The sequence below is a fragment of the Aestuariimicrobium sp. Y1814 genome, from assembly GCF_050113895.1.
In the GTDB taxonomy this organism is placed as follows: Bacteria; Actinomycetota; Actinomycetes; order Propionibacteriales; family Propionibacteriaceae; genus Aestuariimicrobium.
Map to the genome: position 1 here is coordinate 110,441 of NZ_JBNJRW010000007.1, position 19,367 is coordinate 129,807.

The window sequence follows — 19,367 nt, forward strand, 5'->3', positions numbered from 1 at the left end:
CACCAGCGGGCTTGGCCGCCGAGGATGACAACGCGGTGATGCGCGTGTGGCAGGTCCGCGACATTCAGTTCGGGCTCGCCTCGGCTGGGTTGTTGCTGGCAGGCTTCGTCTCGGGGCTGTGGGGGTGGGAGGCAACCGAGCTGGTGTTCAGCGCCGCCGCGCTCCTCGTGGGGGCGTCGACGTTCGTCCCCGGAGCCCTCAAGCGGCTGGCCCGCGGCAAACTTGGGGTCGGTCTACTCATGACGATCGGTGCCCTCGGTGCCACCGCCCTCGGCCAGATCCAGGAGGCCGCGATGCTGGCCTTCCTGTTCTCGCTGGCAGAGGGCCTGGAGGACTATTCACTGACCAGGACCCGTCACGGGTTGCGGGCGCTGCTGGATCTGGTGCCGCGAGAGGCGACCGTCCGACGCGACGATCGCGATGTGGTGCTCAGCCCCGATGACCTGCGGGTCGGGGACCTGATGGTGGTGCGACCCGGCGAACGGGTGGCCACCGACGGTGACATCGTGGCCGGCAGGACGGCCCTGGACACCTCAGCCATCACCGGCGAATCAATGCCCGTCGAGGCCGGACCAGGCGATCAGGTATTCGCCGGTTCGATCAACGGATCAGGCGTTCTCGAAGTGGCCGTGACCGCGACGGCCTCAGACAACTCCCTTGCCCGCATCGTGCACATCGTCGAGGCCGAACAATCCCGCAAGGGTGCCACCCAACGACTGGCAGACAGCATCGCCAAGCCACTGGTGCCGGGCATCCTCATCGTCGCCGCCCTCACCGTCGTTGTTGGCTTCCTGCTCGGTGAGCCCGCTGTGTGGCTCCAGCGCGCCCTGGTGATGGTCGTCGCGGCCTCACCCTGTGCGTTGGCCATCTCAGTTCCTGTGACAGCGGTGGCGTCCATCGGCGCTGCGAGCCGTCGTGGGATCCTGATCAAGGGGGGCGCCGCGTTGGAGACGCTCGGTAAGGTCCGCACCATCGCGGTGGACAAGACCGGCACCCTCACCCGCAACCGCCCGGCCGTGGTCGAGGTGTTCTCCGCCGACGGATACTCCGCCGCCGAGGTGATCGGCCTGGCTGCCTCGCTGGAGGCCCGCAGCGAACATCCCCTGGCCAGGGCGATCCTTGCCGAGGTCGACGACGTGCGCCCGGCCGACGGCGTGACCGCCGAGGTGGGATCGGGACTTGCGGGCAGCCTCGACGGGCGCACACTGCGACTCGGGCGTCCTGGCTGGATCGATGCCGGCCCACTCGCCCCCGAGGTGACTCGGATGCAGGGAGCGGGTGCCACCGCCGTCATCGTGGAAGTGGATGGCGCCCCAGTAGGCGTGGTCGCCGTCCGGGACGAACTCCGCCCCGAAGCGCCCGAGGCCATCGCGCACCTCCAGGCCGCCGGATACAGAATCGTCATGCTCACCGGGGACAATGACGCCACCGCCCGCGCGATCGCCCGGGAGGCCGGGATCAGCGAGGTATATGCAAACCTGCGCCCCGAGGACAAGTCGGCGATCATCGACCAACTCCGCAGGCGCGGGCGGTCCACTGCGATGGTCGGCGACGGCGTCAACGACGCCCCCGCACTTGCCACCGCCGACCTCGGCGTGGCGATGGGGGCGATGGGCACCGACGTGGCCATCGAGACCGCTGACATCGCCCTCATGGGCGACGACCTGCGGCTCGTGCCGCATGCCCTCGACCACGCGCGCCGGACCCGCCGGATCATGCTTCAAAACGTGATCCTCTCGCTCGCACTGATCAGCTTCCTGATCCCGTTGGGGCTGTTCGGAGTGCTGGGGCTGGCGGCCGTGGTGCTCGTCCACGAAGTCGCTGAAGTACTCGTGATCGGCAACGGTATCCGCGCCGGACGCGCCGTCGCCCTGCCCCAGATCGCAGCACCCGAACTCCAGACACACCGAGAGATGATCCCCGCATGAGCGAGGACACAGACCCACTGATCAGACGCCGGGTCGCGACTGGGAGTCAGCATCAAGGGCTCACAGGTACCGGCAGACTTGCCCGGGCGAACAGGTGGCGGGGTCTGCAGCGCCGGCGTCGTCGAGCAGACGGACGACCGTCGCGCGCAACTCCTGCAGCTGGGCGATCTGCCGATCGATGTCCTCGAGGCGGGTCGCCAGCAGGTCGTTGACGTGCCAACACGGGGCCCGGCCGCCGTCGCGGATCTGGAGCACCTGTCCGATCTGGGCAAGGGTCAGCCCCGCCGCCTGGCCCCGGCGGATGAAGTCGAGGCGACCGAGCACCTCTTCGCCATAGTCGCGGTACCCGGCGGTGGTGCGTTCCGTGCCAGGCAGTAGCCCAGCCTGCTCGTAGAACCTCAGGGTCTTCGTCGTGGTTCCGGTCGCCTGGGCCACCTCACCGATCCGCATGCAGACCATCCTCCCCTTGACCTTCCACTGCACTGGAAGGTCAATGATAGTCGCGACGAGAGGGAGGCCCACATGAAGGCCATGGACACCACGTACGACTTGGCAGTGATCGGATCCGGTGGCGGCGCGTTTGCCGCGGCCATCCGCGCCACCAACCTCGGCAAGCGCGTGGCGATGATCGAGCGGGGCACCATCGGCGGCACCTGCGTGAACACCGGTTGCGTTCCGTCCAAGGCGCTGCTCGCAGCCGCGGCAGCCCGGCACGTGGCACTCGACGCAGCCCGATTCCCCGGCCTCACCGCCACTGCAGGCCGGGTCGACATGGCCGCCCTGATCGCCGGCAAGGACGAATTGATCGGTACCCTGCGAAGCAAGAAGTACCTTGATCTCGCCGCCGACTACGGCTGGGACCTGCACCGAGGCGACGCTGCCTTCTACGGCGCTGCCGAGAGCCCGCGGTTGAAGATCACCTCGGCAGACGGCTCGAGCTGGACAGTCCACGCGGACCAGTACCTCATCGCCACTGGCGCCGCACCGTGGGTACCACGGGTCGACGGCCTTGAAGACATCGGCTACCTGACCTCAACGACCGCGATGGAGCTCGGCCGGGTCCCCGAGTCCCTTCTGGTCATCGGCGGCGGATCCGTCGCGCTCGAGCAGGCCCAGCTCTTCGCCCGCCTGGGCTCCACCGTGACCATGCTGGTCCGCTCGCGCCTGGCCTCGGGCGAAGAACCCGAAGCCTCTCAGGCCCTTCAGGAGGTCCTGGCCGACGAGGGCATCCGCGTGATCCGTCGAGCAGTCCCGACGGCAGTGCATCGCGACGCGGTCTCTGGTGAAGTCGTTGTCACCACCACGATCGGCGGCGACAGCCAGATACTGCGGGCCGCCGAACTGCTCGTAGCCACCGGTCGACGGCCGGTGACCGCAACGCTCGGCCTGGAGGCAGTCGGGGTCAAGGTCGGCGACCACGGCGAGGTCGTCGTCGACGATCATTTGCGCACCACCAACCCGCAGATCTGGGCTGCCGGCGACGTCACCGGCCACCCGCAGTTCGTCTACGTGGCCGCCGCCCACGGCACCCTCGCTGTCAACAACGCCCTCATGGACGCCAATCGCCGAATCGACTACCGTCACGTTCCCCGCGTCATCTTCACAAGCCCGTCCCTCGCCGCCGTCGGGATGACGGACAAGCAGGCCCGCGAGGCTGGTATCAGGTGCGACTGCCGCGTCATGGCGTTGGAGCACGTGCCGCGCGCCATCGTGGAGAGGGACACGCGCGGTCTCATCAAGATGGTCACCGACGCCGACACCGGCCGCATCCTCGGGATCACAGCCGTAGCGCAGCATGCCGGGGACATTGCGGCTGCCGGTGTCTACATGCTCGAGGCCGGCATGACCGTGGACCAGGTCGCAAACCTCTGGAGCCCGTACCTGACCATGGCCGAAGGCCTCAAACTCACGGCTCAGTCCTTCACCGCTGACGTCGCCAGGCTCTCCTGCTGTGCCGGATGACGCGGCAGGCGGACTCCTCAGGCCAGGCGGCAACCTGACCGAGACGCGATCAGGGCTTGTGAAGCTATGAGGCGGTTGGTTATGTGGGGGGCGAGGCGCTGTGATGCCCGGCGTGGTCCTCGGAGCTGGTCGCGCTGGGGCTGACCCCCGATGGAGGCGTGCCTGGCTCGGTGGAGGCGGCCGGGTTGAACAGCGGGCCGATCACGAATGCGGACAGGGCGAACAACCCGGTGAACACCACCATCCCGATCGCCGGGGCAGCCAGGCTGCCGAACCGGCGACGCAACCGTCGCAGTAGCGGGATGCTCAACAACAAGCCGGCCACGTACAACACCGCGTTGCCGAAGAAGCCGGTCAGGATCGCAGCGCCGGCCAGGAACCCGATGTGATGCATCACGTGCGGAGCCAGCCCCATCAACGCTCCGATGACCGCTCTCGTCCCGGCCCACAGGCCGCCCCAGAATCCTCGACCAGAGCCTGACGCCGCAGCAGCGGTGCCAATGCTCGTGTCCATGACGTTCACCGCCCCACGGGTTCTGGGCCGAGGACAGCGGATTGCGCTTCGCCTGCGACGACTGGGTCGGCGTCATGGCCTGGGTCGGCGTCAGGGCGAACACCGCCGAGGATGAGGACGACGCCGATCACGACGCTGCCGAGGCCGATGAGCTGCGCTTCGGTCAGACCGAACAGGACGCGTTGGTTGACCCGCACGACCTCGGCGAACAGACGAGCCGCGCCGCTGAGAAGCAGGTAGGACCCGAAGACCGCCACTGGTCGCAGTCGGCGCCCCAGCGCCCACAGGACGCCAGCAATCAGAAATGCCCCGGCCGCCTCGTACAACTGCACCGGATGCACGGGAACGTCCACCGGCACAGCACCATTGGGGAAGGCCATCCCCCAGGGCAGATCTGTCGGCTTGCCGTAGGTGCCATCACCGGCCAGGAAGCAGCCAATCCGGCCGATGCCGTAGGCCACCGACAGGGGCGCCGCCATCGCCCCCGCCACCAGCGCCAGCGGCAGACCATGGCGGCGTGTCATCACCACCACCGAAATGGCTCCGCCGATCAGACCGCCGTACCAGACGAAGCCCGACCCACCGAGGTCATGCCAACTGAAATTGTCCAGGTTCGCGACGACGAAGTACACCTTGGCACCGACGAAGCCCCAAACGGTCGCCCAGACGGCGATGGAGTGGGCAAGGTCCTTGTCAAAGCCCAGCCGCGTGAAGGCGCGGCCCAGGAGGAAGGCACCTGCCAGTAGGGCCAGTGCTTTGCTCACCCCATAGGACTGAATTCCCACACCGAATATCGAAAACAGCTCCGGCCACACAGCGAACTCCCTTGGATCGAGACTTGTCAGGGCACCGCGGGTTGGCCGCGACGGCCTCAATGTCCAAGAGTCACCCGGTCAGATGAAGGCACAGGTGCGAGCCGGACAAGGTTTGGTCAAGAACTTCGGCGGCGCGGGTGTGATGCTCGACGCAACCTCCGCAGTCTTCTGCAGATGTCTTCATGGATTCTTGAATGGTTCTTCGGAGCATGTTCACATGCCCATGCTTGTATGGCAGCCATACCCAGTAGGGGTATATGAGCATCCACGGAGGTGTGAGTCATGAATGTGCTCGATTGGTCAATGATCATCGGCGGTGTCGTGCTGACCGCGTTGCTGATCTGGTACTTCTTCGGCCCGAAGAAGTCGCGCCGCGCGGAAGTCGCCGACGGTGTGCAGGAAGTGACGGTGACAGTCAGGGGCGGTTACAGCCCCGATCTCATCGAGGTCGAGGCCGGGGTCCCGGTGCGGTTGTTGTTCGATCGGCAGGAAAGCGGGGACTGCTCCTCGCGGGTGATGTTCCCTGACTTCAAGATCAACCAGAGCCTGCCGGCCAACACCGTCACCGCGGTGGAGTTTACCCCCACCTCCAGCGGGGAGTACGGCTTCGCCTGCGGGATGAACATGCTCCAGGGCCGGGTGCGGGTCGTCGCCGGGGCCGAGGGCGGCACTGCGGTTGCCGTGGCCGAACGGCCGGACCGGGATGGGGTCGGGTACGGGGAGCTTGGGCACGGTGAGCAGGTGGCCGGAGCCATGTCCCATGATGATTTCACCGCAGAGGACCCGCCACGACCGGTGACGGTGTCACCGCGGGTGGCGCCGGAGGAGGACGCCGAGGAGCAGGAGCGGGCCGCCGAGATCACCGACCTGCGCCGGCGAGTACTGCTGGGGGCTGTGTTGAGTCTGCCGGTGGTGCTGGCTGTCATGGCGGTGGAGTTCTTCTCCGCGATGTGGGTTCCGGAGCTGTTGATGAACCCCTGGGTTCAGTTGGCGCTGATCACCCCGGTGATGTTCTACACCGGCTGGCCGATCCACAAGACCGGGTGGCTCGCCTTGTCCCACCGGACTGCGGACATGAACTCGCTGATCACCCTGGGTACGATCGCCGCCTTCAGCTACAGCCTGGTGGTGACGTTCGCCCCGGGACTGCTGCCCCCGGAGACCCGGGAGGTGTACTACGAGGCGGTCGGTGTCATCATCACCCTCATCCTGCTTGGCCGGTTGTTGGAGACCAAGGCCAAGGCGGGCACCGGGGAAGCGATTCGCACCTTGATCGGTCTGCAGCCGCGCACCGCCCGGGTGGTGCGCGCCGGCCAGGAGTTGGAGATTCCCATTGACGAGGTCATCGCCGGTGACGTGGTCGTGGTCCGCCCCGGCGAGAAGCTGCCGGTGGACGGGCAGGTTGTGGAGGGTACCTCGGCGGTGGATGAGTCGATGGTCACCGGGGAACCCATCCCGGTGACGAAGGCCGCCGGCGATGAGGTCATCGGTGCCACCATCAACCAGACCGGTTCCTTCCGGTACACCGCCACCAAGGTCGGCGCGGACACGATGCTGGCCCAGATCATCACCCTCGTGCGTCAGGCGCAGGGCTCCAAGGCTCCGATCCAACGCCTGGTGGACAAGGTCTCCAGCTACTTCGTGCCCGGGGTGATGGTCGTCGCGATCTGGGCGTTCGTGGTCTGGGCTCTCGTGGGTCCCACACCGGCACTCATTTTCGCCCTGGTCGCCGCGGTCTCCGTGCTGATCATTGCCTGCCCCTGCGCGCTCGGGCTGGCCACACCGCTGTCGATCACCGTGGGCACCGGCAAGGGTGCCACTTCGGGCATCCTCATCCGGTCGGCCGAGGCGCTGGAGACGGCCCACAAGATCGACACTGTGGTGCTGGACAAGACTGGCACGATCACCAAGGGGGCCCCGGCCCTGACCGACGTGCTGCCCGCCGAGGGCTTCACCGACATCGAGTTGCTGACCCTGGTCGCGGCCGTGGAACGCTCCTCGGAGCATCCGCTGGCCAGCGCCATCGTCGCTGGTGCCAAGGACCGCGGCCTGCGACTTCCCGAAGTGGCCGCGTTCGACTCGGTCACCGGGCAGGGTGTCCGTGCCCTCGTCGAGGGCCGGGAGGTCCTGGTCGGTAATCGGCGCCTTCTGGGCAGTGTTGGTGTGCAGCCGCGCACCGACGCGGCCGACCGTCTGGCCGCGGACGGCAAGACCCCGATGTTCGCCGTCGTCGACGGGCGTTTCGCGGGAGTGATCGGCGTGGCCGACACGCTCAAGGACGGGTCTGTGGCCGCCATCGCCGCCCTGCAGAAGCGCGGCATTGACGTGGTGATGATGACCGGGGACAACCGGGCCACGGCCGCGGCCATCGCCCGCCAGGTCGGCATCACCCGGGTGGTGGCCGAGGTGATGCCCGAGCACAAGGCCGCCGAGGTCAAGCGCCTCCAGGGTGAGGGCCGCGTGGTGGGCATGGTCGGTGACGGCATCAATGACGCCCCCGCCCTGGCCCAGGCCGACGTCGGTTCAGCGATCGGCACGGGTACCGACGTGGCGATCGAGTCCTCCGACATCACCTTGATCTCCGGCGCACTGTCCGGGTTGGTCACCGCGGTGGACCTGTCCCGAGCCACGATGCGCAACATCCGGCAGAACCTGGTCTTCGCGTGGATGTACAACGCGATCGGCATCCCGATCGCCGCCGGGGTGCTCTACCCCGCGCTCGGCCTGATGCTCAGCCCGATGATCGCCGCGGCCGCGATGGCACTGTCCTCCCTGTCGGTGGTGGCCAACGCCAACCGGCTGCGCGCCTTCACCCCTCGGCCCATCCCCGAGGTCACCAACGCCCTCGCCGCCGACCCAGTGGTGGAGGTCTGGCACGACGACGAACAAGAAACGGAGAACACCATGTCCCAGAGCTCTGAAAAGGCCACCGACCCAGTGTGCGGGATGAGCATCGACCCCGCATCCGCGGCCGAAACCGCCACGCATGAGGGCCTGACCTATCACTTCTGCTCCACCCACTGCGCCCAGACATTCCGCGCAGACCCTGCCCAATATGCCACCGCGATGGCTCCCTGACCCCCACAACCCCGGGCGCACCGGCATCATCCGGTGCGCCCCGGACCGATCCCCGGAGGCGATCAGCATGACCAACGACCAGCACACACGAGCGCTGCTGATCCGGCTGCGCCGGATCGAGGGCCAGGTCCGCGGCATCGCGGGCATGGTGGAGGACGATCAGTACTGCATCGACATCCTCACCCAGGTCTCTGCCGCCTCCCGGGCACTCCAGAGCGTGGCCCTGGTGTTGCTCGAGGATCACATGGCCCATTGCCTGCTGGACGCCGCACGGGCCGGCGAGCTGCAGCAGGAGGTCAAACTCAAGGAAGCCTCCGACGCGATCGCACGCCTGGTGCGCAGCTGAGCAGGGCGAGACCCCCGACCCGCACAGACTGGCTCACCACGCCGTGGGCCAACCGAACAACGAAACGAAGGAGAACTGAGATGAACGTCCAAGTAGCCATCAACGGTTACGGTGTGATTGGCAAACGAGTGGCCGACGCGGTGCGGGCCATGCCCGACATGGACCTGGTGGGGGTGGCCGACGTGGCCAGCGACTGGCGCGTGCGCACGGCCACCGAGCGAGGCATCCCCGTCTTCGCCGCCACCGAACCCGCCGGCGCCGCCATGGCCGAGGCCGGGGTGCCGGTTCGCGGCACCCTGGCCGAGCTGCTCGCCCGGGCTGATGTGGTGGTCGACACCACCCCCAAGAGTGTCGCCGCCACCAACCTGGACATCTACCGCGCGGCCGGGGTCAAGGCCGTGTTCCAGGGTGGGGAGTCCCATGCCACCACCGGGCACTCGTTCGTCGCCCAGGCAAACTACGCCACCGCCCTGGGTCTGCAGGCCACCCGGGTGGTCTCCTGCAACACCACCAGCATCGTCCGGGTGCTCGGTGCGGTGCACGATGCGGGGCTGCTCGCCCGCGCTCGGGGGGTGCTGATCAGGCGGGCCACCGACCCGGCCCAGTCCCACCAGCGCGGGATCATGAACACCGTGGTCCCCGAGGGGTCCATCCCCTCCCACCAGGGCCCCGATGCACGCACTGTCCTTCCGGAGTTGGACGTGGTCACCATGGCCGCCAAGGCAGCCCACACCCAGACCCACAACCACTTCTGGACCCTGGAGTTGACCCGCCCCACCACCCGCGAAGAGGTCCTGGACGCGTTGCGGGCAGCACCCAGAATCGCGTTCATCCGGATGGCCGACGGCCTGACCGCGTTGAACACCACCGTCGAGCTGATGAGCGACCTGGGCCGGCCCCGCGGTGACATGTGGGAGGTCGCGGTGTGGGAGGACGTCCTGACCGTCGAGGGGAACGAGGCCTACCTGACCTACCAGGTCAACAACGAAGCCATCGTCATCCCCGAGAACATCGACGCGATCCGAGCCCTGACCCAGACCGCTGTCGACGGTGCAACGTCGATGGCGCTGACCGACAAGGTGCTCGGGATGCGCCGCGAGTTCCTCCCCAGCCCTGTTCCCGTGATCCACTGACACCAGCGGTGCGGGCTCCGACCGGCACCTCCATCACGGCCGTGCGGCCGGGAAAGAGACGATCATGACCACATCACACACGACGGTCCTGCAGGTCGGTGGCCTGCACTGGGCCACCTCCGAGCCTGTCATCGAGAAGACGCTGCTGGGCCGCCCCGGCGTGTTGGCGGTCGAAGCAAGCGCCGCCTCCCAGACCGCGACGGTCACCTACGACTCAGACACGACGTCGGTGGTCCAACTGGTGGGCTGGGTCAACGACTGTGGCTACCATTGCGCCGGGCAGTCCATGCCAGAACACATGTGCGCCCCGATGGCGGAACCGGCCGCAACCGACGCCCACGCCGGACACGAGGCGCATGCCGGCCACCAGGCCCAGCCCGGGCACGGGGGCCACGAGGCGCACGCCGGGCACGAGGCGCACGGCGGCCATGGGGATGGCGAGGAACTGGACCGTTCCGCGCAGGCGGCAATGGGCCACGGCGGCCATGGCGGGTCGATGGAGGAGATGGTCCGCGACATGCGTAACCGGTTCCTCGTCGCCCTGATCCTGGCTGTCCCGATCACGATCTGGTCCCCGCTCGGGCGCGATGTCCTGGGGCTGAACCCGCCGTTGGCGTTCGGGCTGCGCGACGACGTCTTCACCTTGATCCTGTCGCTGCCGGTGATCTTCTACTCCGCGTGGATCTTCTTCGACGGCGCCTGCCGGGCACTACGAGCCAGAACGCTGGACATGATGGTCCTGGTGGCGGTCGGTGTGGGAGCGGGGTGGCTCTACAGTCTGGTGGTCACCCTCACCGGCGGCGGTGAGGTCTTCTACGAAGCGGCCACCGTGCTGACCACCTTCGTGCTGCTGGGGCACTGGCTGGAGATGCGGGCCCGGGGCGGCGCGAACGACGCGGTGCGCACGCTGCTGCAACTGGCCCCCTCCCAGGCCCTCGTGATCCGTGACGGCCAGCCCGTGGAGGTACCCACCGCCGAGGTCGTCGTCGGTGATCTGCTGCTGATCCGGCCGGGATCGAAGATCCCCACCGACGCGATGGTGGAGGAGGGCGAGTCCGAGGTCGATGAGTCGATGGTCACCGGAGAGTCCATGCCGGTGGAAAAGGCACCCGGCGCCGAAGTGATCGGCGCTTCGATCAACACCACCGGCACCTTGCGGGCCCGGGCCACCAAGGTCGGGGCCGACACCGCGCTGGCGCAGATCGTGAAGATGGTCCAGGAAGCCCAGAACTCCAAGGCCCCGGGTCAGCGCCTGGCCGACCGCGCCGCGTTCTGGCTGGTGTTCGTCGCCCTCATCGGCGGCACCCTGAACTTCACCGTGTGGATGCTCGCCGGCGTCGGTGTGCCCCTGGCGATGCTGTTCGCGATCACCGTGGTGGTCATCACCTGCCCCGACGCCCTGGGCCTGGCCACACCGATGGCGATCATGGTCGGCACCGGACTGGGCGCCAAGCGGGGGGTGCTGTTCAAGAACGCCACCGCCCTGGAGGGGACGGCGAAGATCGACACGGTGGTGATGGACAAGACCGGCACCCTGACCAAGGGCGAACCGGAGGTCACCGACGTCATCGCGGCAGGAATGAGTGAACAGGAGATGCTGGCTCTGGTCGCCGCGGTCGAGCGCGAGTCCGAGCACCCGCTGGCTCGAGCCATCGACAGCCACGCCGCTGGGCTCGGCGTTCCCGTGCTTTCAGCCAGCGAGTTCCTCAACGTCGCCGGCCATGGGGCAACTGCCACGGTCGACGGCCGCCGGGTACTGGTGGGCAACCTGCGTCTGATGACCACCGAAGATGTCGACCTGGGCGACCTGGCCGGGCGGCGCGACGAGTTGGCCGCCTCCGGACGCACCGCGGTAATGGTCGCGGTGGACGGGCGTGCAGTGGGTGTCATCGCGCTGGCCGACGCCGCCAGGGACACGGCGGCCGCGGCCGTCGCGGCCCTGCACGAGTCCGGGATCGAGGTGGCCATGCTCACCGGCGACAACGAGGCCACCGCTCGGCGCATCGCCGAGCAACTCGGTATCGACACCGTCATCGCCGAGGTGCTGCCCGGGGACAAGGCTCAGAAGGTCACCGAGCTGCAGCAGGCTGGCAAGACGGTGGCAATGGTCGGGGACGGCGTCAATGACGCCCCGGCTCTTGCCCAGGCCGACATCGGCATCGCGATCGGGGCCGGGACGGACGTGGCGATCGAGACAGCCGACATCGTCCTAATGCGCTCCGATCCGTTGGACGTCTCCGTCGCGCTGCGCATCGGCAAGGGCACCGTGCGAAAGGAACGACAGAACCTGGCCTGGGCGATTGGCTACAACGTCTTTGCGCTGCCCATCGCGGCAGGGGTGTTCTACCCCGCCTTTGGTCTGATGCTGCGTCCGGAGATCGCAGCGTTGACAATGTCTGGTTCCACGGTCATCGTCACGATCAACGCCCTGCTGCTCAAGCGGCTCCGCCTTCCCGCCCAACAAACCCCGGGAGCACCCCAGCGTGCCGTCCGGGCGCCCGAACCGGCCGCACCGCTCCCAGCCGGCGTCCGCTGAGAGGACAGGCGTGGACATCCCCGTCGCCACCACTGCTCCGGCCGTTTCGGCGGCCGGAGCAGTACCCCGGCAGCCGAAGCCGTGGCGGATGTTGTGGATCACCGCGGCCTGGGCTGCGTGCTTCGTCGCGATCGAGTGGGGTCTGCGCGACGCGCCGCTGCTGTGGTATGCCGCGCTGCGTGCGCTGGTGGCCGGCGCTGCGTTGCTGGCCCTGGGCGCCGTCCAGCGCCGCCGGACCCCCAGTGGCGCTCGTGCGTGGTGGCTGATCACGGTGCTGGGCCTGCTGAACGTCACGCTCGCCTTCGCCACCATGTTCGGCGGTGTCGCGGGCGGCGCGACCGGCACTGCCGCAGTCCTGGCCAACGCCCAACCCCTGCTCATCCTCCTACCGGCCTGGTGGCTCTACGGCGAGAGGCTCTCCACCCGGACGGCGGCCGCCCTGGTCGTCGGCTTCGCCGGGCTGGTCCTGGTCGCGCTGCCCGGCGGCGGGGGAAGCGGCGCGGTCCTGTCGCTGCTGTCCGCGGTCGCCGTGACCGCCGGCACCCTGCTCTCCCGCCGGCTCACTGGAATGGACCTGGTCACCGCCTCCGGTTGGCACCTGGTCATCGGTGGGGTGGCGCTGGCGGTCCTGGCCGCGGCCGTGGAGGGCGCACCTGTGATCGCCTGGACCCCCCGCTTCGTCCTATCTCTTGCGTTCCTGGCCCTGGTGGGCACCGCGGCGACAACGGTGGCGTGGTTCGCCGAGGCCCGCCGCAGCCGTCTGGACACCCTGACCACGTGGACCTTTCTCACCCCCGTCCTTGGCATCATCCTGGCCACTGTCCTGCTGGGTGAACGGCCGGGCAGGTGGACCGCGGCCGGGCTCCTCGCCGTGCTGGCGGCAATGTGGATCACCCTGCGACCACCACACCGAACCACCGCGCCTGCGGCAGCGGCGGACAGCTTGCAGACCGAAGGAAAACCGTGACACACCCGACACCATCCACAGCGGCGCCTGCCCCGACCGGGGCGGTGCCGCCCCAGGAGGCGGTCGTCTTCGACATGGACGGCGTCGTGACAGACACCGCCACTCTGCACGCCACCGCATGGCGGCAGCTCTTCGAGGCGGTGCTCCCCGACCCTCGGGCGGGCGGACCGCACGACCCCTTCGACGCCGTGCGGGACTATCGCCGGTACGTCGACGGGCGCTCACGAGAGGATGGGGTGGCCGACTTCCTCGCCGCCCGCGGCATCCACCTGCCCCTCGGGCGGGTGGAGGACCAGGCGGGGGCGTGGACCGTGCACGGTCTGGCCGCGCGAAAGAACGAACTCTATCTCGACCTGCTCGCCGAGCGCGGCGCAAAGACCTTTCCCGGCACAGTGGACCTTCTCGACCGGCTGCGGGCTGGCGGCGTGCCCGTGGCGCTTGTCACCGCTAGTCGCAACGCGGACGCGTTGCTCGCCGCGACCGGCCTGCAGGGGCTCTTCGACGTCGTCGTGGACGGCGAACGCGCTGCCGAGCTGGGCCTGGCGGGCAAACCCGACCCGGCCATGTTTCTGCAGGCAGTCCGCGAGCTCGGGGTCGCCCCAGCCCGCGCTGCGGTGGTGGAGGACGCCGTGGCCGGTGTCCAGGCGGCCCGGCGCGGCGGATTCGGCTTGGTGGTCGGGGTGGCTCGAGCTGGGCAGCGGGCCGAGCTGGAGGCGGCCGGGGCGCACGTCGTCGTTGAGGACGTTGGGCAGCTCGACCTCGGGGCGCTGCGGGCGGATCCCTGGACGCTCGTCTACGAGGGGTTCGACCCTGCCCACGAGGGGCACCGGGAGGCGCTGACCACCCTGGGTAACGGCTATCTCGGCACTCGGGGTGCGGCCCCGGAGCGCGCGGCAGACGGCGTGCACTATCCCGGCACCTACCTGGCCGGGGTCTACAACCGGCTCGTGTCGTCGGTCCACGGCCGGCAGATGGAGGACGAGCACCTGGTCAACGCGCCCGACTGGTTGCCGCTGGACGTGCGCATCGACGCTGGCGCGTGGTGGTCCGCCGGCGGCCTCACCACCCCCCGCGAGCGCCGTGAGCTGGACCTGCGCCGGGGGGTCCTCACCCGCACCGCGGTGCTCACCGACGCCGCCGGGCGCCGACTGCGCCTGACCCAGCGCCGCATGGTGTCCATGGCCCGGCCCCACCTGGCGGCACTGGAGACCACGCTCGTGGCGCAGGGGTGGGACGGGACCGTGCAGGTGCGGTCAGGGATCGACGCGGAGGTGGTCAACGCCAACGTCGCCGAGTACGCCGCGCTGGCCAGCCGCCACCTGCGCACCACCGGTGCCGAGGAGAACAGGTCGGGCACCCTGGTGGTCGAGGTGGAGACCACCCAGAGTCAGATGAGGATCGCGACCGCGACCCGAACCAGCGTCGGAGGGTCCGCGCCGGTGGGCGCCGCTGAGCAGGACGGGGAGCTCTTCACCCACGTGCTGACCGTGAGGCTCACCGACGGCTCACCGGTGGTGATCGACAAGACGGCCGCGATCTTCACTTCCCGGGACCGGGCCATCGCCTCCCCGACGCTGGCGGCGCTCGACGCCTTGACCACGGTCCCGGGTGGGTTCGACGACCTCCTCCCCCAGCACGAGGAGGCGTGGGCGAGGTTGTGGAAGCGCTTCAGGATCGAGCTGGACGCCGACACCCAGACCCGGCTGGTGATCAACCTGCACGTCTTTCATCTCCTGCAGTCGCTCTCCGCGCACACCGCCGAGCTCGACGCCGGTCTCCCGGCCCGCGGCCTGCACGGCGAAGGCTACCGCGGGCACGTGTTCTGGGACGAGCTGTTCGTGCTGCCCGTCCTCACCGCCCACCTGCCCCAGGTCAGTCGCGGCCTGCTGGACTACCGCTGGCGACGCCTGGACGCCGCCCGCCGGGCGGCCGCCGCGGCGGGCCTGATTGGGGCGATGTTCCCCTGGCAGTCCGGCAGCGACGGGCGCGAGGAGACCCCCGTGGAGCTGTTCAACACCCGCTCGGGCCGGTGGATGCCGGACAACTCCCGCCGACAGCGACACGTCAGCCTTGCCGTCGCGGTCAACGCCTGGGAGTACTACCAGGCCACCGGCGACGTCACCTGGCTCGCCGAGCGGGGCGCCGACCTCATCATCGAGGTCGCCCGCTTCTTCACCGCCCTCGCCAGCCACGACGCCGCCACCGACCGATACCACATCAGCGGGGTGATGGGCCCGGACGAGTACCACGACGGCTACCCCGACACCCCCGGGCAGGGCCTCGTCGACAACGCCTATACCAACGTCATGGCCGCGTGGGTGTGCCGGCGGGCGGTCGACGTACTCGCCGTCGTCGCCGGCCACGAGTGCGACGACGTCCACGCCCGCCTCGGCGTCCGCTCGGAGGAGCCGGGCGCCTGGGAGCGCGTGAGCCGGCGCCTGGCCGTACCGTTCCTGCCCGACGGCATCAGCGCGCAGTTCGCCGGCTATCAGGACCTGGCCGAGCTGGACTGGGACCGCTACCGGCGCACGTACGGCAACATCGGGCGCCTCGCCCTCATCCTCGAGGCGGAAGGGGACTCGACCAACCGGTACAAGCTCGCCAAGCAGGCCGACGCCCTCATGCTCGTCTACCTCCTCGGGCCGGACCAGCTGCTCGGCATGCTCGACCGGCTCGGCTACCCCACCACCCGGCAGGCGCTAATCCGCACTGTGGACTACTACCTCGCCCGCACGGCGCACGGGTCCACCCTCAGCCGGGTCGTGCACGCCTCCGTACTCGCCCGCATGGACCCGGCCGCGGGTGGGCCACCTTCCGGGAGGCCCTGGCCGCTGACCTCGACGACACCCAGGGCGGGACGACCCAGGAGGGTATCCACCTCGGCGCCATGGCCGGCACCCTCGACATCATCACCCGGGCCTTCGCCGGTTGCCGCACGGACGGTGAGTGCGTGCATCTCGACCCGCTCCTGCCGCGGGGACTGGGTGCGGCTGGCTTCCAGGTCCAGCACCGCGGGCAACGCCTGCTCGTGGACCTCGACCCCGACGGGGCGCGCGTCGCAGCCGACCCGTGCGCGGCCAACTCCACGGTGTCGGTGCGGGTCGCCCAGTAATCGGCCACCCTGGTGGGCGGCCAGAGCCGCCTGTTCCAGTACGGCGGGGGCCGGGACAGGCCCGACGAGGAGCCCCAGCCGCCGGGATCTTGACCGAAACCTGACCCCATCGGGGTCGCTTCCGGACATCACGAGGTCTACCCTTGGGATATACCCCCCCGGGGTAACCGGGTGGGAGTCGAGGGGAAGTGGAGATTGTGATGCTTTGGCTGATCATAGGTGGGGCGGTCGTCCTGACCGGGTTGCTGTTGTGGTTCTTCTTCGGTCCGAAACGGGCCGGCAGGGTCCGCATCGAGGACGGTGTCCAGGTAGTCGATGTGACCGTCGACGGCGGCTACAGCCCCGGGGTGATCGACGGGGTGCGCCCCGGGATGCCTGTGCGGATCTTGTTCGACCGTAAAGAGGGGGGTGAGTGCACCTCGCGTGTGGTGATGCCGGACTTCAAGATCAACGCGAGTCTTCCCGCGCACAGGACGACCGCCGTCGAGTTCACCCCCACCGAGGTTGGTGAGTTCCGGTTCGCGTGCGGCATGAACATGATCTCCGGCCTGATTCGCGTCACCGGTGACGCCCACACCACCCCAGCATCCAGCACCACACCGGAGCGTCAGGTGGAAACCGCTTCTCCGGAGGTGGCCGGACTGTCGGCGGACGGCGCCGATGACGATGAGGCGGAGCGGGCTGCGGAGATCCGGGACCTGACCCGCCGGGTGATCATCGGCGCGATCCTCACCGCCCCGGCGCTGATCGCGGTGATGGCCGTCGAGCTGTTCGGCGCCACCTGGGTGCCTGAGGTCCTGATGAGCCCATGGCTGCAACTGGCGCTGATCACCCCGGTGATGCTCTGGTCGGGGTGGCCGATCCACCGCGTCGGGTGGCGTGCCCTGTCGCACCGCACCGCGGACATGAACTCGCTGATCACCCTCGGGACTGTCGCGGCATTTGGCTACAGTTTGCTCGTCACCTTTGTACCTGGCGTCCTTCCCGTGGAGCTGCGTCACGTGTACTTCGAAGCTGTGGGTGTGATCATCACTTTGATCCTGCTGGGCCGGCTTCTCGAAACGAAGGCGAAGGCCGGCACCGGCGAGGCGATCCGCAAACTCATCGGGCTGCAGCCCCGCACTGCGCGCGTCCTGCGCGACGACGGCACCGAAGTCGAGGTCCGCGTCGAGGATGTCGTCGTCGGCGATGTTATCCTCATCCGCCCGGGCGAGAAGATGCCCGTCGACGGTGAAGTCGTCAGCGGATCCTCCGCCGTCGACGAGTCCATGGTCACCGGAGAATCCATCCCCGTCGCCAAGTCCGTCGGTGACCCCATCATCGGGGCCACCATCAACGCGACTGGTGCGCTGCGCTACACGGCCACCAAGGTCGGCTCCGACACCCTGCTCGCCCAGATCATCAAACTGGTCCGCGAAGCCCAGGGGTCCAAGGCCCCCATCCAACGCCTGGTGGACAAGGTGTCCAGCTACTTCGTGCCCGCTGTCATCATCATCGCGGTCTGGACCCTGGCGATCTGGCTGCTCGTCGGTCCCCCACCTGTTTTCGTGTTCGCCCTCGTCGCAGCCGTATCGGTGCTGATCATCGCCTGCCCGTGCGCCCTCGGCCTCGCCACCCCGATGTCGATCACCGTCGGCACCGGCAAGGGAGCCGAACACGGAATCCTGATCCGCTCCGCCGAAGCCCTGGAGACCGCCCACAAGCTCGACACGATCATTCTCGACAAGACCGGCACCATCACCCGGGGTGTGCCGGCCCTCACCGACGTCGCCACCGTCGGGGGGATCGATGAGAACCGCCTGCTCGCCTGGGTCGCCGCCGTGGAAAAGAGCTCCGAGCACCCCTTGGCGTCCGCGATCATCACCGGCGCGACTGACCGCGGGCTCACCCTGGCCGAGGTCACCGGCTTCGACTCGATCACCGGACAGGGCGTTCGTGGCGTCGTCGACGGCCACGAGGTCCTCGTGGGCAACCGTCGCCTCCTCGACGAGTCCCGCGTCCCCTCAGACGTGCTGTTGGCTCTGCATGATGCGCTGGCCTCCGACGGCAAGACCCCGATGCTGGTTGCCGTCGATGGCCTACCAGCGGGCATCGTGGCCGTCGCCGACACCATCAAGGACGGGTCCCGCGACGCCGTCGCAGCCCTGCAGGAGCGCGGTATTGAGGTCATCATGATGACCGGCGACAACCGGGCCACTGCCGCCGCCATCGCCACCCAGGTGGGAATCCGTCGCGTGGTCGCAGAAGTCATGCCGGCCCACAAGGCTGCCGAGGTCCGCCGCCTGCAGGACGAGGGCAAGATCGTCGGCATGGTCGGCGACGGCATCAATGACGCCCCGGCCCTCGCCCAGGCAGACGTGGGCTCGGCCATCGGCACCGGCACTGATGTGGCCATCGAGTCCTCCGACATCACCCTGATCTCCGGCGCACTGTCCGGTGTGGTCACCGCAGTCGACCTGTCGAGGGCCACCATGCGAAACATCAAGCAGAACCTGGTCTTCGCGTTCCTGTACAACACCCTGGGCATCCCGGTGGCAGCCGGCCTGCTCTACCCCTTCTTCGGCATCCTGCTCAGCCCCATGGTCGCCGCCGCAGCCATGGCACTGTCCTCCCTGTCGGTGGTCACCAACGCCAACCGTCTGCGCCGATGGACACCACACTCCCTCGGCGCGGCCACCCAGAACCTCAGCGCTGACCCGCCCATCGTCGAGATCGGCGGCGCGACCCCCTCTACCGGCCACACCCAACCCAACCCAAAGGAAGCAACCATGTCCCTGTTTGGCAAGAAGAAGCATGACTCCAGCAAGGTCGTCGACCCCATCTGCGGCATGAAGATCGATCCCTCCACAGCAGCCGCGCAGCGGGAGCACGAGGGCACCACCTTCTACTTCTGCTCCGACCACTGCGCCGCGACGTTCGACGCTGATCCCCACCAGCACGCTCACGGGCACGTGAGCGGCAGTCACCACTGATCCC

The 19,367-nt window shown here is 68.6% G+C and carries 12 protein-coding genes and 1 pseudogene; 10 read left to right on the plus strand and 3 right to left on the minus strand.

All coding sequences use genetic code 11. From position 1 onward, the window contains the following. Positions 1–11: 11 nt before the first annotated feature. On the plus strand, positions 12–1,928 hold the full coding sequence (locus ACQE3C_RS09820) for a heavy metal translocating P-type ATPase (RefSeq protein WP_434539003.1): 1,917 nt from the start codon (positions 12–14) through the stop codon (positions 1,926–1,928). 60 nt (positions 1,929–1,988) lie between these two features. On the opposite strand, the gene ACQE3C_RS09825 is transcribed toward ACQE3C_RS09820, so the two are convergent. Further along, complete coding sequence (locus tag ACQE3C_RS09825; protein WP_434539004.1) at positions 1,989–2,378, minus strand: heavy metal-responsive transcriptional regulator; 390 nt, start codon at positions 2,376–2,378, stop codon at positions 1,989–1,991. Positions 2,379–2,450: 72 nt separating this feature from the next. Between ACQE3C_RS09825 and merA the strand changes: the two genes are divergently transcribed. After that, positions 2,451–3,890, plus strand: a complete 1,440-nt coding sequence (gene merA / locus ACQE3C_RS09830; protein WP_434539005.1) for a mercury(II) reductase — start codon at positions 2,451–2,453, stop codon at positions 3,888–3,890. Between the two features lie 79 nt (positions 3,891–3,969). On the opposite strand, the gene ACQE3C_RS09835 is transcribed toward merA, so the two are convergent. After that, a complete protein-coding gene (locus ACQE3C_RS09835; protein WP_434539006.1) occupies positions 3,970–4,404 on the minus strand; it encodes a hypothetical protein in 435 nt (144 codons plus the stop codon). Between the two features lie 5 nt (positions 4,405–4,409). Beyond that, positions 4,410–5,219 (minus strand): prolipoprotein diacylglyceryl transferase, encoded by an 810-nt coding sequence (locus ACQE3C_RS09840; RefSeq protein WP_434539007.1) that lies wholly within the window; start codon positions 5,217–5,219, stop codon positions 4,410–4,412. 282 nt (positions 5,220–5,501) lie between these two features. Between ACQE3C_RS09840 and ACQE3C_RS09845 the strand changes: the two genes are divergently transcribed. The 8 genes and pseudogenes from ACQE3C_RS09845 (at position 5,502) to ACQE3C_RS09880 (ending at position 19,363) form a co-directional block, all read left to right on the plus strand. Beyond that, the gene (locus ACQE3C_RS09845) at positions 5,502–8,297 is read left to right on the plus strand and encodes a heavy metal translocating P-type ATPase (RefSeq protein ID WP_434539008.1); all 2,796 of its coding nucleotides are present in this window, start codon (positions 5,502–5,504) and stop codon (positions 8,295–8,297) included. Between the two features lie 67 nt (positions 8,298–8,364). Beyond that, complete coding sequence (locus ACQE3C_RS09850) at positions 8,365–8,643, plus strand: metal-sensitive transcriptional regulator (RefSeq protein WP_434539009.1); 279 nt, start codon at positions 8,365–8,367, stop codon at positions 8,641–8,643. 80 nt (positions 8,644–8,723) lie between these two features. Continuing rightward, entirely contained in the window at positions 8,724–9,776 is a 1,053-nt protein-coding gene (locus ACQE3C_RS09855) for a type II glyceraldehyde-3-phosphate dehydrogenase (RefSeq protein WP_434539010.1), read from the plus strand. Positions 9,777–9,840: 64 nt separating this feature from the next. Next, entirely contained in the window at positions 9,841–12,312 is a 2,472-nt protein-coding gene (locus tag ACQE3C_RS09860) for a heavy metal translocating P-type ATPase (RefSeq protein WP_434539011.1), read from the plus strand. 88 nt (positions 12,313–12,400) lie between these two features. Further along, on the plus strand, positions 12,401–13,279 hold the full coding sequence (locus ACQE3C_RS09865; protein ID WP_434539012.1) for a DMT family transporter: 879 nt from the start codon (positions 12,401–12,403) through the stop codon (positions 13,277–13,279). Positions 13,280–13,323: 44 nt separating this feature from the next. Further along, positions 13,324–16,056, plus strand: a pseudogene (locus ACQE3C_RS09870) (beta-phosphoglucomutase family hydrolase); the annotation flags it as partial. Positions 16,057–16,166: 110 nt separating this feature from the next. Continuing rightward, positions 16,167–16,391 (plus strand): glycosyl hydrolase family 65 protein, encoded by a 225-nt coding sequence (locus ACQE3C_RS09875; protein WP_434539056.1) that lies wholly within the window; start codon positions 16,167–16,169, stop codon positions 16,389–16,391. Between the two features lie 200 nt (positions 16,392–16,591). Then, entirely contained in the window at positions 16,592–19,363 is a 2,772-nt protein-coding gene (locus ACQE3C_RS09880) for a heavy metal translocating P-type ATPase (protein WP_434539013.1), read from the plus strand. The last annotated feature ends 4 nt before the right edge of the window (positions 19,364–19,367 follow it).